This window comes from Falsiruegeria mediterranea M17 (assembly GCF_900302455.1).
GTDB classification, from domain to species: Bacteria; Pseudomonadota; Alphaproteobacteria; order Rhodobacterales; family Rhodobacteraceae; genus Falsiruegeria; species Falsiruegeria mediterranea.
Map to the genome: position 1 here is coordinate 109,217 of NZ_ONZG01000010.1, position 14,045 is coordinate 123,261.

The 14,045-nt window shown below is 59.8% G+C and carries 12 protein-coding genes and 1 tRNA gene; 7 read left to right on the forward strand and 6 right to left on the reverse strand.

Annotated features, from left to right (window positions below; translation table 11 throughout):
• Window positions 1-131 precede the first annotated feature (131 nt).
• From TRM7615_RS18590 to TRM7615_RS18600, 3 genes are all read right to left on the reverse strand, one after another.
• A tRNA-Leu gene (locus TRM7615_RS18590) sits at window positions 132-216 on the reverse strand.
• A 111-nt stretch (window positions 217-327) separates the two neighbouring features.
• On the reverse strand, window positions 328-894 hold the full coding sequence (locus TRM7615_RS18595; protein ID WP_108790405.1) for a tetratricopeptide repeat protein: 567 nt from the start codon (window positions 892-894) through the stop codon (window positions 328-330).
• Window positions 895-924: 30 nt separating this feature from the next.
• A complete protein-coding gene (locus tag TRM7615_RS18600; RefSeq protein WP_108790654.1) occupies window positions 925-1,413 on the reverse strand; it encodes an Lrp/AsnC family transcriptional regulator in 489 nt (162 codons plus the stop codon).
• A gap of 103 nt (window positions 1,414-1,516) precedes the next feature.
• Here TRM7615_RS18600 and putA point away from each other — a divergent pair, with 103 nt between their 5' ends.
• Window positions 1,517-4,918, forward strand: coding sequence for a bifunctional proline dehydrogenase/L-glutamate gamma-semialdehyde dehydrogenase PutA (gene putA / locus TRM7615_RS18605; RefSeq protein ID WP_108790408.1), 3,402 nt, complete (start codon window positions 1,517-1,519; stop codon window positions 4,916-4,918).
• A 173-nt stretch (window positions 4,919-5,091) separates the two neighbouring features.
• Here the strand turns inward: putA and TRM7615_RS18610 are convergent, their stop codons facing one another.
• Entirely contained in the window at window positions 5,092-6,096 is a 1,005-nt protein-coding gene (locus tag TRM7615_RS18610) for an AraC family transcriptional regulator (RefSeq protein WP_165821475.1), read from the reverse strand.
• A 126-nt stretch (window positions 6,097-6,222) separates the two neighbouring features.
• Here TRM7615_RS18610 and TRM7615_RS18615 point away from each other — a divergent pair, with 126 nt between their 5' ends.
• The 4 genes from TRM7615_RS18615 to TRM7615_RS18630 all read left to right on the forward strand — a co-directional run bounded on the left by TRM7615_RS18615 (window position 6,223) and on the right by TRM7615_RS18630 (window position 10,000).
• Window positions 6,223-8,151, forward strand: a complete 1,929-nt coding sequence (locus TRM7615_RS18615; RefSeq protein WP_235824139.1) for a DUF3604 domain-containing protein — start codon at window positions 6,223-6,225, stop codon at window positions 8,149-8,151.
• Between the two features lie 23 nt (window positions 8,152-8,174).
• Window positions 8,175-8,612 (forward strand): DUF6632 domain-containing protein, encoded by a 438-nt coding sequence (locus TRM7615_RS18620; RefSeq protein ID WP_125133712.1) that lies wholly within the window; start codon window positions 8,175-8,177, stop codon window positions 8,610-8,612.
• A 276-nt stretch (window positions 8,613-8,888) separates the two neighbouring features.
• Window positions 8,889-9,632 carry a rhomboid family intramembrane serine protease gene (locus TRM7615_RS18625; protein ID WP_108790656.1) on the forward strand — a complete coding sequence of 248 codons (744 nt, stop codon included), beginning with the start codon at window positions 8,889-8,891 and terminating at the stop codon, window positions 9,630-9,632.
• Complete coding sequence (locus TRM7615_RS18630) at window positions 9,629-10,000, forward strand: GFA family protein (RefSeq protein WP_108790419.1); 372 nt, start codon at window positions 9,629-9,631, stop codon at window positions 9,998-10,000. The genes TRM7615_RS18625 and TRM7615_RS18630 overlap by 4 nt, the downstream gene beginning before the upstream one ends.
• A gap of 56 nt (window positions 10,001-10,056) precedes the next feature.
• Here TRM7615_RS18630 and TRM7615_RS18635 read toward each other — a convergent pair whose 3' ends face one another.
• Entirely contained in the window at window positions 10,057-10,842 is a 786-nt protein-coding gene (locus tag TRM7615_RS18635) for an inositol monophosphatase family protein (protein WP_108790422.1), read from the reverse strand.
• Between the two features lie 176 nt (window positions 10,843-11,018).
• Between TRM7615_RS18635 and curA the strand changes: the two genes are divergently transcribed.
• Complete coding sequence (gene curA, locus TRM7615_RS18640) at window positions 11,019-12,059, forward strand: NADPH-dependent curcumin/dihydrocurcumin reductase (RefSeq protein WP_108790425.1); 1,041 nt, start codon at window positions 11,019-11,021, stop codon at window positions 12,057-12,059.
• 87 nt (window positions 12,060-12,146) lie between these two features.
• Here curA and TRM7615_RS18645 read toward each other — a convergent pair whose 3' ends face one another.
• Window positions 12,147-13,052 (reverse strand): LysR family transcriptional regulator, encoded by a 906-nt coding sequence (locus tag TRM7615_RS18645; RefSeq protein WP_108790658.1) that lies wholly within the window; start codon window positions 13,050-13,052, stop codon window positions 12,147-12,149.
• Between the two features lie 100 nt (window positions 13,053-13,152).
• Here TRM7615_RS18645 and metF point away from each other — a divergent pair, with 100 nt between their 5' ends.
• On the forward strand, window positions 13,153-14,019 hold the full coding sequence (gene metF, locus TRM7615_RS18650; RefSeq protein ID WP_108790428.1) for a methylenetetrahydrofolate reductase [NAD(P)H]: 867 nt from the start codon (window positions 13,153-13,155) through the stop codon (window positions 14,017-14,019).
• The last annotated feature ends 26 nt before the right edge of the window (window positions 14,020-14,045 follow it).

Genomic DNA, 14,045 nt, shown 5'->3' on the forward strand with positions numbered 1-14,045 from the left:
CTCCTCATGTCGATTGCTCGATCCATAACATGCAATTTTCTGCAAGTGTAGTGCTGACGGGATGACATACCCAAGACTGGCTGAACGAATCGGCACTGGAAAACACACTTCACTGCAATGTTGGAGTTTTATGGTACGGGCGGTGGGACTCGAACCCACACGGCCTAGGGCCTTCGGATTTTAAGTCCGATATGTCTACCATTCCATCACGCCCGCACACCGGCAACCGGTATCCATAGCTCTAGACGGGCTGTGACGTGACCTCAATCTGATAACTTGGTTTTTTCACAACTTTTTGTCCAAATGGTCAAACATATTCGAATTACGTCAAATGTCCTTTCCTTTTGGGGCAAGCGCACCGCCCGCGTCAAGCAGCCCGCGTTCGGGCAACCAAGGGTTCAGTTCAAGCGCCGTTTGAAGCGTCTCGCGCGCCTCGTCAATGCGGCTCAACCCCAACAAGGACAGGGCCCGCCCGCTGAGCGCGGCGACGTGGTCCGGTGACAGCGCCAAGGCCTGATCCAGATCGACAAGGGCAGCCTGAAAGTTATGGTTCAGGAAGTGAACAAAGGCCCGCTGGTTGTACCCTTCGGCGTAGTTCGGACAATAGGTGATCAAGGCGTCGAAATCCTCGCGCGCGCCCAGCAAGTCCCAGGCGGCGCGTTTCGACATGCCCCTGTCCAGAATCGCCTGCGCCTGTTCGTTGGGCGCATCGGCCCAATAGCTCCACATCTTGTTGGATACGATGCGGGCCTCGCGCTCTGTTTCGGCTGTTTGGATGTCGGTGATCAACGCGGCCAGGTTCTCGGAATGATCAGGCGCCTGCGGGCAAATATCGGCCCAGACAGGCGTTGCAATTAGGACCAAAGCGGCTGTGATATGGGTAATCTGTCGCATACTCAAATGCTGACGCAAAACAATCACAGGTCAACTCACGTTTTCGAGCGCCCCCATCGTCGCCGTTTCTTTCACGGCCTGCATTGCCACAAAGGTTGATGTGCTGGCCACATGCGGCAAGGTCGAGATCTTTTCGGCCAGAACCGCGCGATATTCGCTCATCGACCCGGTTCTGATCTTCATCAGGTAGTCGAAATTTCCCGCAATCATATGAACTTGCTCAATCTCGCCAATCTTCGACACCGCGTCGTTAAAGGCGCGCAATGCCGCCTCGCGCGTGTCGCTCAGGCGGACCTCGACAAAGGCCACGTGATCCAGCCCCAGGCGGATCGGGTCGATCAAGGCCCGGTAACCGGTGATGATCCCCTCGCCTTCCAGTCTTTTGAGCCGCGCTTGAGTCGGCGATTTAGACAGCCCTATCTGCCGGGCAAGATCAGCGACCGAGATTCGGCCGTCCTTGTTCAGAACCGCCAGAATCGCCCGATCAAATGAGTCCAACTCGGAAAAGTCCGTTTGCACCGCCAAACCCCCATTTTTCAGTCCACTTGACCTTTGCGAGCGCACATTCGGGAAAATCGCCCGCAAGGTCCACAGTATACTACCCAAAACGACCGGAGGCAAAATGTCAAAATCACTGCGTCTGCGCCTGGACAGCCAAACTTACACCGATCAGGACACAGTCCTGAGCACCCTTGTCACAACCGCCGCTCTGAGCGAGGCGGACCGCTCTGCCATATGCGCGGATGCGGCCAATCTGGTACGCGACATTCGCAGCAGCACGGCCCCTGGCATGATGGAGGTCTTTCTGGCTGAATATGGCCTGTCGACCGACGAAGGGATCGCACTCATGTGCTTGGCTGAGGCGCTGCTGCGCGTGCCGGATGCCGACACCATCGACGCGCTGATCGAGGATAAGATCGCACCCTCCGATTGGGGCAAACATCTGGGGCATTCGTCCTCGTCGCTGGTAAACGCTTCGACCTGGGCGTTGATGCTGACTGGCAAGGTTCTGGACGATGATGGCCCCTCGCCCGTGGGCGCGCTGCGGTCCGCGATCAAACGTCTGGGCGAGCCTGTGATTCGCACCGCCGTCAGCCGCGCGATGAAGGAAATGGGTCGTCAGTTCGTTCTGGGTGAAACCATCAACAGCGCCATGGCCCGCGCCAAAGGGATGGAGGACAAGGGATACACCTATTCCTATGACATGCTGGGCGAAGCGGCCCGGACCGAGGCCGACGCCGCCCGCTACCACCTGAGCTATTCCCGCGCCATTGCGGCCATTGCCGAGGCCTGCATTCACGACGATATCCGCGCCAACCCGGGTATTTCAGTCAAGCTGTCGGCCCTGCACCCGCGCTATGAGATCGCGCAGGAACAAAGCGTCATGGACCAGTTGGTGCCTCGCCTGCAGGCCCTGGCACTGCTGGCCAAGGCAGCGGGCATGGGCCTGAACGTGGACGCCGAAGAGGCCGACCGCCTGTCGCTGTCGCTGCAGGTGATCGAAGAGGTGATGGGCGATCCTGCGCTCAAGGGCTGGGACGGGTTCGGCATCGTGGTGCAGGCCTATGGCCCGCGCGCCGGTCTGGCGCTGGACATGCTGCATGAGATGGCCGAGCGTCATGATCGCAAGCTGATGGTCCGCCTGGTCAAAGGCGCCTATTGGGACACCGAGATCAAGCGCGCCCAGGTTGAAGGGGTCGATGGTTTCCCGGTTTTCACCAACAAGGCAGCGACCGACATCTCCTACATCGCCAATGCCCGCAAACTGCTGGGTATGACTGACCGTATCTATCCGCAGTTCGCCACCCACAACGCACACACCGTCAGCGCCATCCTGCATATGGCCGACGACCAGCCGTTCGAGTTTCAACGCCTGCACGGCATGGGCGAGACGCTGCATGGGTTGGTCAAGGCCAAGGCCAACAGCCGTTGCCGCATCTATGCCCCCGTCGGCGCGCATCGCGACCTGCTGGCCTATTTGGTTCGCCGCCTGCTGGAAAACGGCGCCAACAGCTCGTTCGTCAACCAGATCGTGGATGAGGCCGTGCCGCCGGAAGAGGTCGCCGCCGATCCCTTTGCGACAGTGAACGATCCGGTGCGACGCATTCCGAACGGTCCCGACCTTTTTGCGCCCGAGCGTCGAAATTCCATCGGGTTCGACCTCCATCACACCCCCACGCTGGACGCCGTGGACAAGGCCCGAGAAGCCTTTCAAGAGCATCAATGGAACGCGACCCGCTTGCTGGCCACCGACGCTGCGCCATTGGCCACGGCGCCTGTGACAAACCCCTCGACGCCCGAAGACAATCCCGGAACTGTCGCGCCTGCAAGCGCCACGGATGCTGAGGTTGCCATGGCATCGGCCACCCCCTGGACCGCTCCTGCCGCTGAGCGTGCAACGATCCTGAACGCCGCTGCCGACCTTTATGAAGCGCACCATGGCGAGTTGTTCGCCCTGCTGGCACGCGAGGCGGGCAAATCCCTGCCTGATTGCGTGGCCGAGTTGCGCGAAGCGGTGGACTTCCTGCGCTACTACGCCGCCAATATCCCTGACGCGGAACCTGCTGGTACCTTCACTTGCATCAGCCCGTGGAACTTCCCGCTGGCGATTTTCTCGGGCCAGATCGCGGCCGCCTTGGCCGTCGGCAACGCGGTCCTTGCGAAACCTGCCGAGCAAACGCCACTGATCGCGCATCGCGCCGTTCAACTATTGCACGAGGCTGGCGTGCCCCGTGACGTACTTCAACTTCTGCCGGGGGGCGGAGAGCTGGGCGCGCGCCTGACGTCCGATCCGCGCATCTCGGGTGTGGCCTTTACTGGGTCCACCGCCACCGCTCTGAAGATCCGTGCCGCAATGGCCCACAACCTGCGCCCCGGCGCGCCGCTGATCGCGGAAACCGGCGGGTTGAACGCCATGATCGTCGACAGCACCGCCCTGCCCGAACAGGCCGTGCAGTCGATCATCGAAAGCGCGTTTCAATCCGCCGGGCAGCGGTGTTCGGCCCTGCGCTGTCTTTATCTGCAAGAAGACATCGCCGATGACGTGCTGACCATGCTGATGGGCGCGATGGACGCGCTGCAAGTGGGCGATCCTTGGCACATCTCGACCGACTGCGGGCCGGTCATTGACGAGATTGCACACAGAGGCATTGCCGATCACATCGCGGTGGCACGTGCCGACGGTCACGTCCTCAAGGAAATGGCCACTCCGGAACAAGGCACCTTTATCGCCCCGACACTGATCAAAGTATCCGGCATCGGTGATCTGGAACGCGAGATCTTTGGCCCTGTCCTGCACGTGGCCCGGTTCAAGGCGCAGGATCTTGATCGGGTGATCGACGACATTAACGCCACCGGCTATGGCCTGACGTTCGGGTTGCACACCCGCATCGACGACCGGGTGCAGCATGTCACCGACGCCATCCACGCGGGCAACATCTATGTCAACCGCAACCAGATCGGCGCCATCGTTGGCAGCCAGCCCTTTGGGGGCGAGGGGCTTTCCGGCACCGGCCCCAAAGCGGGCGGCCCCAACTACATGTCCCGTTTCTGCGCCCCGGATCGTCAGTCGACCAATGACAGCTGGTCCGGCATCATGGCAGAGTTGCCTGCGCCAACAGGTGAACCCGCGGCACCGGAAACGCAATCCCTGCCCGGCCCAACCGGTGAATCAAACCGCCTGACCACCTTGCCCCGGCCACCCTTGCTGTGCATGGGACCGGGACCCGAGGCCGTCGCCGCGCAGGCCAAAAGCGTCGAGGCCCAAGGAGGCACGGCCATCCGCGCCACCGGCATGATCGACCTGCACCGATTGGAACACGCAGACCGTTTCGCCGGGGTGCTGTGGTGGGGCGACGCGGACACGGCTTCTCAGATTGAACAGGCCCTGTCGCGCCGAAATGGCCCGATCTTGCCGTTGATCCCGGGCCAACCTGACCGCACCCGCGTCCTGGCCGAGCGTCACGTCTGCGTCGACACCACCGCCGCCGGGGGAAATGCCGCCCTTCTGGGCGGCGCGGCCTAATGTGGAGTGTCTCGCACCTTTGACTAAAGCTCAGCGGTTTTCTGAACTTAGTCAGCGCGACGCATCACGCACTCTTGGCCTAATCGGCAAGCAATTCTGAGCCAATGTCAGCTACGCGGGACGAAGCAGTCATTTACAGTTGCCGTCATTGGCCAGCTTGTCACATGAACAAATTAACCTTGGGGCGACTGGGATTCGTGACGAAAATCAAACGGGGAACGTCCTGTCACGCGCTTGAAAGCTCGCGTGAAACTAGGCAAGTGCGCATACCCTAGAGCACCTGAGATTTCGGTGACCGGCAAACTGCTTTCGATTAGCAGGCGCTCGGCTTCCGCCAACCTGATGCCCTCGACAATAGAACTGAGCGATGTCTCTTCTTCACTGAGACGACGCTTCAAGGTACGTCCCGATATTCCAAACACCTTCGAAACGTCCTCCAGTTCCGCACCCAACCTGAGCAAGAGCCTGCCATGAACGACTCGGCGGGCCTCGTTGGCAAACTCGACATCGCCTGCGCGCGGCTGCCTGGGCTCCGGCTGCTTACTAACCTGTCCAGTGGACGTCGACAGGCGCGGCTCCGATTTCGCCTCCTCTGCCCTAAGGATTACCGCATTGTCTGGAGTTCCAAATACCAACTGAATGCCCTCGAAAGTTGAAATTTCTGGTTTGAGCCTCCGGTGCCCCATTAAAACGCGAACAGGTCTCCAGTTTGGTCCAAAACGGGTGCGAAGGGCACAGACGACAGCGCCCGCCGCGGCTTCTTGAAAGGGCTCTTCGAGCTTGATGTTCCACGATGGAAACCCAAATCCAAGGCGCGCATAGTCCTTCCTGAAAGAAACGCCGATCAGACCACCGCATACGCTACCGAGCGCAGCGTTCAGCGGGGCGACCAATGCCAGAAGGTCGGGTGCCGAACGGAATAGTTGCACCAGTTCCGAGGACCGCTCGATAGGCAGATATAGGCCCGCCCGAAACGCGGCGTCTGGTCGGTGAGACACCGCTGAAAGGGCATCGAAAACGGCAACGGCCTTGCTGCGCAGAACAGTCGCGCCGGGCACCTGAAGAGAATGTGGGGTTACACCACCTGCCGCCAGAACATCTTCAGCAGAAACGCCGTCGCTGTCACAAACATTAAGGACCCCCGCGAGCAAGAACGCTGAAAATTCACTATCGGACAAAGCTCTCTCCCAAAATTTGTTGGCATTTGGCCTCAAATGCTAAGCGGGTTGCTTTGAGATATGTCAAGGTCGGTTGTGATCAGGAGGATAGTTTAGAATTTTCTGGAGCCAATTCTGGAGGCAATTATGTCAATACAGTTTATTTCGATGCCCCTGTACGCAGGCACTTTATCTCTCGCCTTGCTGGGTGGTGCGGCTGGGGCGCAAGATACCGGAACGCTGGATCAGGGGCGAGTGGTCGAGAAGCCAGAACCCTATTCGCCCTATGTGGATCAGCATTTCCCGCAGCGGGTGCTCTGGGGCGATGCCCACCACCATACCTCGTTGTCCGTGGACAGTGGCATGATCGGTAATAACAACAGTCCAGACGTGAGCTTCCGCTTGGCCCGGGGTGAGGAGGTCACATCCAACTCCGGCTTGCGGGTTCAGTTGGTTCGGCCGCTGGACTTCCTGGTGGTCACCGACCACGCCGAATACCTCGGCATTGCTAAGCTGCTCAATGAGGCAGACCCCGCTCTGCTAGCAACCGACGTCGGCAAGGAGTGGTACGCAAAGATGAACGGGAGCCCGCAGGACGCATGGCAAGCCGTTGTTTCCATGCAGAATGACTTCACGTCCGGCGTGCCACGGTTCTCTGATCCCAAGGTCAGCCGTTCCGTCTGGGACGATGTCGTCGACATTGCCTCCAAGTACAACCAGCCCGGCACCTTCACCGCACTCAACGGTTACGAATGGTCGACGGTCAGCAATGGGAAAGACGGCTCCGGCCCGGCAGGTGCCAACCTGCACCGGGTCGTGATCTTTCGTGACGGGCCCGATCGGGTGAAGCAGGTCCTTCCCTTCAGCGCCTTCGACAGCGGCGACCCAGAGAAGCTCTGGGAGTACATGGCCGCATACGAAGAGAAGACCGGAGGTCAGATCCTGGCGATTCCCCACAACGGCAATATCAGCAATGGTCAAATGTACGCGGAGGTCATTAAAGGCAGCGATATGACGGCGGACTATGCCGAGCGGCGCGCGCGCTGGGAGCCGCTGATGGAGGTCACCCAGGAGAAGGGCGATGGCGAGGCGCACCCCTTCCTGTCGCCTAACGACGAGTTCGCGGACTACGGGACCTGGGACTTTGGCGATTCCTTTGGGAACCCCAAGGAAGACTGGATGCTGCAGTACGAATACGCCCGGTCGACGCTGCAGAATGGGCTCAGGCTGGAGGAAAAGCTCGGGGCAAATCCCTTCAAGTACGGGATGATAGGCAGCACCGATAACCATGTAAGCATGACCACCACGCGCGAGGAGAATTACTTTGGCAAGCTCCCGAGCGAAGACCCCTCGCCAGACCGGTACAAAGGTGTGTTCCTTAAAGACTCGGAAACCGGCGAAGTGATTGTCAGCGACTGGCAACTGGTCGCGTCGGGGCTAGTTGCGGTGTGGGCGAGAGAAAACACACGTGAAGAAATTTTCGATGCTATGGCCCGCAAAGAGGTTTACGCCAGCACCGGGACTCGCCTGACGGTGCGGCTATTCGGCGGCTGGGATTTCCTGCCCGATGAAGTCCAGCGACCCGATTTCGCCGCGCAGGGCTACGCGCGCGGCGTGCCAATGGGCGGTGACTTGACTGGCGCTCCCGATGGAAAAGCACCCACACTGATGATCCGTGCCTTGCGCGATCCCGATGGCGCCAATCTCGACCGCATCCAGATCATCAAGGGCTGGCTCACTGCCGATGGCAGCACCGAAGAGCGGATCTACGACGTCGCCTGTTCCGACAATCGATCCATTGAGAACCGCCGTTGCAACAGAGCTGTCGGTAGCACAGTGGACGTCGCCGATGCGAGCTACACCAACTCAATCGGGGAAGCCATGTTTATGACCCACTGGACGGACCCGGATTTCGACCCGAGCCAGAGCGCCTTTTACTACGCGCGCGTCATTGAGATCCCCACGCCGCGTTGGACGGCCTACGATGCGAAGCGGTTTGGGATTACGATGCCCAGTGAAGTGCCTATGACGGTGCAAGACCGTGCCTATACAAGCCCGATTTGGTACACGCCTTGATCCGGCCAGACAGGGCACCAATCATGAGCAGCTCTCAGGACGCGCATCTTCGGCAATCCTCATTGGCCATGCGGGTTGTCGGCTGGGCCTTGGTGCCCGGCTTGCTCTTGGGGTTCGTCGGATACTCGCCGGGTTTTGTCTGGGGGGTGCTTCCCGATGCTCTGCAGATCGGCCCGGCGCATCCCGCGTCACCTTATGACGGGCTGCACCCGTACGTGTTCATGCTGGTCGCCCTCTATGCCGCCTGGGCAATTTTGCTGGTCCGTGGCGCGACCGATCCCGTTCGAAACGTTGCCTTGTTCGACTGGGGCATCCTCGCCAACCTGCTGCATTGCATCGTGATGATACCGCAGGCCTTCATTTATCCGAACGAACATGCCCATCTCTGGGCCGACATCCCGCTGACAATTGTCCTCGCGGCAGTGATGTGGATCTGGCATCCTACACGACGCCGGGATTAGAAATTCTAGACCAAGATGGTGCTCAGAGATTAATCTGATCGTTTGGCCGATTGCACTTAGCAACCCGCTCATTGGAATAATTTACACGCCCGGCGGGTGAAGAGCGGCGAACTTTGAACGCACACTCTGGGCTCGAACCAGACGTTCGTGTTATGTGTTAGACCAGAAGACGCGACGGCGAGCCGGATCAGTTTTGGTCGCAAGGAGCAAAATTGCCCGATGTTCGAGACCTAACCTCTCTTGACGCTGGGCGGCTTTCAGCCCAGCGTCAGCCCCATGTTACCCATCCGCGACCACAACCCGTCCGGGCGCACGCCCTATGTCGTCTACGCCCTGATGGCGGCCAACATCCTGATCTTCCTCAGCTATGTGGGCATCCTGAACGACGCGCCCCTAATCAACCGCTTCTTCTTTGACTGGGCCCTGATCCCCGCCCGCACGGCCGACGGCTTTGCGCCCGAGACACTGATCAGTTCGATGTTCCTGCACGGTGGCTGGATGCATCTGGCGGGCAACATGCTGTTTTTGTGGATCTTTGGCGACAACATGGAAGACGAGATGGGGCACGTCCCCTTTCTGATATTCTATCTGGTCAGCGGCGTAGGCGCGTCGTTGTTGCACGTACTGGCTTCGCCCTCATCCACAGTCCCGCTGGTCGGCGCCTCGGGGGCCATCGCAGGTGTCATGGGCGGCTATCTGCTGCTCTTTCCCAAAGCGCGCGTCGATATCCTGTTGATCTTGATCATCTATTTCCGCGTCTTTTCAATTCCCGCTTTTGTCATGCTCGGCGTTTGGCTTGGCATGCAGTTTCTGGGTGGCATTGGATCCAATCCGGACGAGGGTGGCGTTGCCTATTGGGCGCATGCAGGTGGCTTTTTCGTGGGGCTCATCTTGTGCATTCCGCTCTGGCTCAGACGCGGTGGAGTGGCGTACTGGGATCGCACTCATGGCCACCCGCCGCATCCCGAACACGAGTACCGTTTCTCAACCTCTCGGATTCCAAAGGTGCCACGCAAATGACCGAGACCCTGACCGCCAGCTGCCATTGCGGCGCAGTCGAACTTGAGGCCGAGTTTCCGCAAGGCCTGGCTTCGGCCGCCCGCTGCGACTGTTCCTTCTGTCGCCGCCGGGGAGCCGCCGCAGTAACCGCCATCGCCGCCAGTCTGCGGGTGACCAAAGGCGCCGAAAACCTGACGCTCTACACTTGGGGCACGGGCACCGCAAAACACCATTTCTGCAAGATCTGCGGCATCTACACCCACCACCACCGCCGCTCGGACCCGTCAGAATGCGGCGTTAACCTTGGTTGCATTGCGGGCGTTAATCCACGCGACCACGACCCGATCCCTTGGCATGACGGGGTCAATCATCCCTCTGATCGGAAGTAACAAAAAAGGAGCCAACCGGCTCCTTCTTTTCATCCCGATTGTCACCGGATCAGACGTCAGCCACGGATCACCTTGGCAAAGGTTTCAAAGATCGGCTCGTTGGCGCAGATCACTTCACCATCCGACAGGATGTGCCCTTCGGGGTCGATGGCTTGCGCAAAACCGCCAGCCTCTTTCACGATGATGATACCGGCAGCCACATCCCAGGCTTTCAAACGGCGTTCCCAGAACCCTTCGTAACGCCCTGCCGCAACATAGGCCATGTCAAGCGCGGCAGACCCGAACCGACGCACGCCCGCACATGTCGGCATGATACGCGCCAGATCCTGCAGCGTCGCAGGCAGATCAGAGCGACCGGCAAACGGCAGACCGGTGGCAAAGATAGATTCAATCATGCGATGACGGCCCGACACGCGAATGCGGCTTTCGTTCATCCAGGCGCCCGCGCCCTTTTCCGCAAAGAACATCTCGTCCTTGGCGGCGTCATAGATCACGCCCGCGACGATCTTGCCCTTGTGTTCCAAGGCAATCGAGATTGCCCAGTGGGGCAAACCGTGCAGGAAGTTTGTGGTACCATCCAGCGGATCAACAATCCAACGGCGGGTGGGGTCTTCGCCCTCGATCTCGCCGCCCTCTTCTGCGATCCAGCCATAAGTCGGGCGCGCGCCCATCAGTTCCTCTTTCAGGATCGCCTCGGCCGCGATATCGGCTTTGGAGACAAAGTCCCCGGCGCCTTTCATCGACACCTGCAGGTTTTCAACCTCGCGAAAATCCTTCACAAGGGAACGCCCCGCTTTACGCGCGGCCTTTTGCATGATGTTGAGGTTTGCACTGCCAATCATCGGGTGGGCTCCTGTTCGGTCAGATCGCGCGTATACTTGGACCGGACGCTCTTGCCAAGAGGCAGCTTTTGCATGGCTGCCCCCGTACTTTTGCCTATCGTGGCGTTACGAAACGCCAATGCTTGCCTTGTGCGTGCACTCGCCTACGCTGTCGCCCAACAGCGAGGAGCAAGTCAATGACCGAACAGATGTACCGCGTGGCCCTAGCCAGCCGCCCTACCGGCGCGCCCGAGGCCGACAATTTCAGCTATGAAAGCGCAGCCATTCCAACGCCCGGCGAGGGCGAAGTGCTGGTCCGCGTCCACTACATGTCGCTCGACCCTTACATGCGCGGGCGGATGGATGACGCCAAATCCTATGCCGCGCCCGTGCCCATCGGCGGCACCATGGAAGGGGGCGGTGTGGGCGAGGTCATCGCCTCAAACAGCCCGCATTTTGCACCTGGCGACTTTGCGTTTGGCATGTTCGGCTGGGCCACACATGCGGTGCAGCCTGCCAACATGATGCGCAAGATCGACCCGAACCAGATGCCGATCACCACAGCGCTCGGCGTACTTGGCATGCCAGGGTTCACGGGATGGTACGGGTTGACCGAGTTGGGTCGGCCAAAGGCGGGCGAAACCTTGGTTGTTGCCGCAGCCACCGGGCCAGTTGGTTCGATGGTGGGCCAAGTCGCGCGATTGGCCGGCTTGCGGACGGTAGGCATCGCCGGAGGAGCCGACAAATGCAAGCTGGCGACCGATACTTTTGGGTTTGATGCCTGCCTGGATCACCGCGCCTATCCAGACGCCAAGGCCTTGCGTGCCGATCTGAAACAGGCTTGCCCGGACGGGGTCGATATCTATTTCGAAAACGTGGGTGGCAAGGTGCTCGAGGCGGTGATGCCGCTGATGAACCCCCACGGTCGTATTCCGATTTGTGGAATGATCAGCTGGTACAATGCGGGCGGTTTGGGGGCCGGAGCCTCTGACCCGGGCCTGAGCGCGCCGGGGCTGTGGCGCACGATCCTGGTGAACTTCCTGAGCGTGAACGGCTTCATCATCTCAAACCACTTTGACCGCTATCCGGAGTTCCTTGGACAGATTGCCCCCAAGATCGCCAGCGGTGAGATCCGCTATGTTGAAGACATCGCCGAGGGGCTGGAGAACGCGCCACAAGCGTTCATGTCGATGCTGGGCGGCGGCAACATGGGCAAACAGATCGTAAAAGTCCTCTAACGGGTCCGTACCACGGAACCGCGCGGGGGCGGCGGCCATATGGGCGGGCACCCCGACCATATGGCCGCCGCCCCCGCGCCACCGCTTCTATTGCGACTGAAGTTTCTTTGCCTCGGCGCTCGCCAGATTGATCAGTTTCTGCACGAACGGTTTCTCCAGGTCATCGGACCTGACCGCAGCATACAATCTTCGTGTGATCCCCATTTGCGTCAGCGGACGCGTCACATAATCCGAACTGTATTTCACCTCGCGCACCACCCAGTCCGGCAACACCGAGATCCCGCGGTTTGACGCGACAAGAAGCAATATCACCGCCGTCAGCTCCACCTGCCGGATCATCGCCGGTTCCACTTTGGCCGGGATCAACAACTGGCTGAATACATCCAAGCGCGTTCGCTCGACCGGATATGTGATCAGGGTTTGGCCACGAAAATCCTCGGCTTCAATAAACGGCTTTTTCGCCAGAGCATGAGACGCCGCAGCAACAAATACCGCCTTGTAGTCAAAGAGCTCTATGAACTCGACGCCTGGCAATTCTTCGGGGTCCGAAGACACCACCAAATCCACCTCTTCCTTTTGCAAGGCAGGCAAGGCGTCAAACGCCAGTCCCGGGCGGATATCCACATCCACATCCGGCCAGCTCTTGCGAAATTGCTCAAGCACCGGAAACAGCCATTCAAAACAGGCGTGGCATTCAATCGCGATATGCATCCGTCCTGTTTTGCCATCCCTTAGCGAGGAAAATTCGGCCTGCGCCGCCTCGACCTGCGGCAGGACTTGTTCGGCCAGCCGCAACAGCCGCACGCCGGCCGCTGACAACTTCATCGGCTTGGACCGGCGAATGAACAGCTCCACCCCGGCTTGATCCTCGAGCCCTTTGATCTGATGGCTAAGTGCCGATTGGGTGATGTTCAACTGATCCGCCGCGCGCGCCAGCCCGCCACATTCGTGGATGGCCTTGATCGTCCTGAGATGACGGAATTCGATATGCACGCCCAATGATCCTCATGTTGTTCTTGAGTATTATGAAATTGTCTCACAATGCTGCGCGTGCGACAAGAGGTCAAATCCGAGAGACATGAGTGAGACACCGATGACCGCGCCTGACATTTCCTTTGAGTTTTTTCCGCCCCAGAACCTGGAGGCCTCTTTCCGCCTGTGGGATACGGTTCAGACGTTGGCACCGATGAATCCGCGTTTTGTTTCTGTCACTTATGGCGCGGGAGGCACCACCCGCGATCTGACCCGTGATGCCGTGGCAACGCTGCACAAATCCTCGGGCTTGAACGTGGCAGCGCATCTGACCTGCGTGAATGCAAGCAAGGTAGAAACCCTGGCCATCGCCGATCAATTTGCAGCCGCCGGGGTCACAGACATCGTGGCGCTGCGCGGCGACCCGCCCAAAGGCCAAGGGCAATTCACGCCGCACCCCGAAGGCTTTGCAAATTCCGTTGAGCTGATCGAGGCGCTGGCCGCCACCGGCAAGTTCAACATCCGCGTCGGCGCCTACCCCGACATCCACCCCGAAGCACAGCATGCACAGGCCGACGTCGACTGGCTCAAGCGCAAGCTGGACGCGGGCGCTGATGAGGCTCTGACGCAGTTCTTTTTCGAGGCCGAGACGTTTTTTCGGTTCCGCGACGCCTGCGCCAAGGCGGGGATCGACAAGCAGATCACACCCGGCATCTTGCCGATCGAGAACTGGAAGGGCGCGCGCAACTTTGCCCGCCGCTGCGGCACGAACATCCCGCAATGGGTCGAAGATGCATTTGCCAAGGCTGTCCGCGATGATCGCGAAGACCTGCTCGCAACCGCAATTTGCACCGAGCTGTGCTCGGACCTGATCGACGGCGGAGTAGACAAATTGCATTTCTACACGCTCAATCGCCCTGAGTTGACGCGCGACGTGTGTCATGCGCTTGGCGTCGTGCCCAAGGTCGATCTGCAGAACGTTGCGTAAGGCTTGCTGCCCGGTGCGCCGCTGCT

Coding starts and splice junctions, on each gene's coding strand:
- curA (WP_108790425.1), top strand. CDS start 11,019: ATGACCGAACAGATGTACCGCGTGGCCCTAGCCAGCCGCCCTACCGGC.
- TRM7615_RS18625 (WP_108790656.1), top strand. CDS start 8,889: ATGTTACCCATCCGCGACCACAACCCGTCCGGGCGCACGCCCTATGTC.
- TRM7615_RS18635 (WP_108790422.1), bottom strand. CDS start 10,842: ATGATTGGCAGTGCAAACCTCAACATCATGCAAAAGGCCGCGCGTAAA.
- TRM7615_RS18620 (WP_125133712.1), top strand. CDS start 8,175: ATGAGCAGCTCTCAGGACGCGCATCTTCGGCAATCCTCATTGGCCATG.
- TRM7615_RS18630 (WP_108790419.1), top strand. CDS start 9,629: ATGACCGAGACCCTGACCGCCAGCTGCCATTGCGGCGCAGTCGAACTT.
- metF (WP_108790428.1), top strand. CDS start 13,153: ATGACCGCGCCTGACATTTCCTTTGAGTTTTTTCCGCCCCAGAACCTG.
- TRM7615_RS18615 (WP_235824139.1), top strand. CDS start 6,223: ATGTCAATACAGTTTATTTCGATGCCCCTGTACGCAGGCACTTTATCT.
- putA (WP_108790408.1), top strand. CDS start 1,517: ATGTCAAAATCACTGCGTCTGCGCCTGGACAGCCAAACTTACACCGAT.
- TRM7615_RS18595 (WP_108790405.1), bottom strand. CDS start 894: ATGCGACAGATTACCCATATCACAGCCGCTTTGGTCCTAATTGCAACG.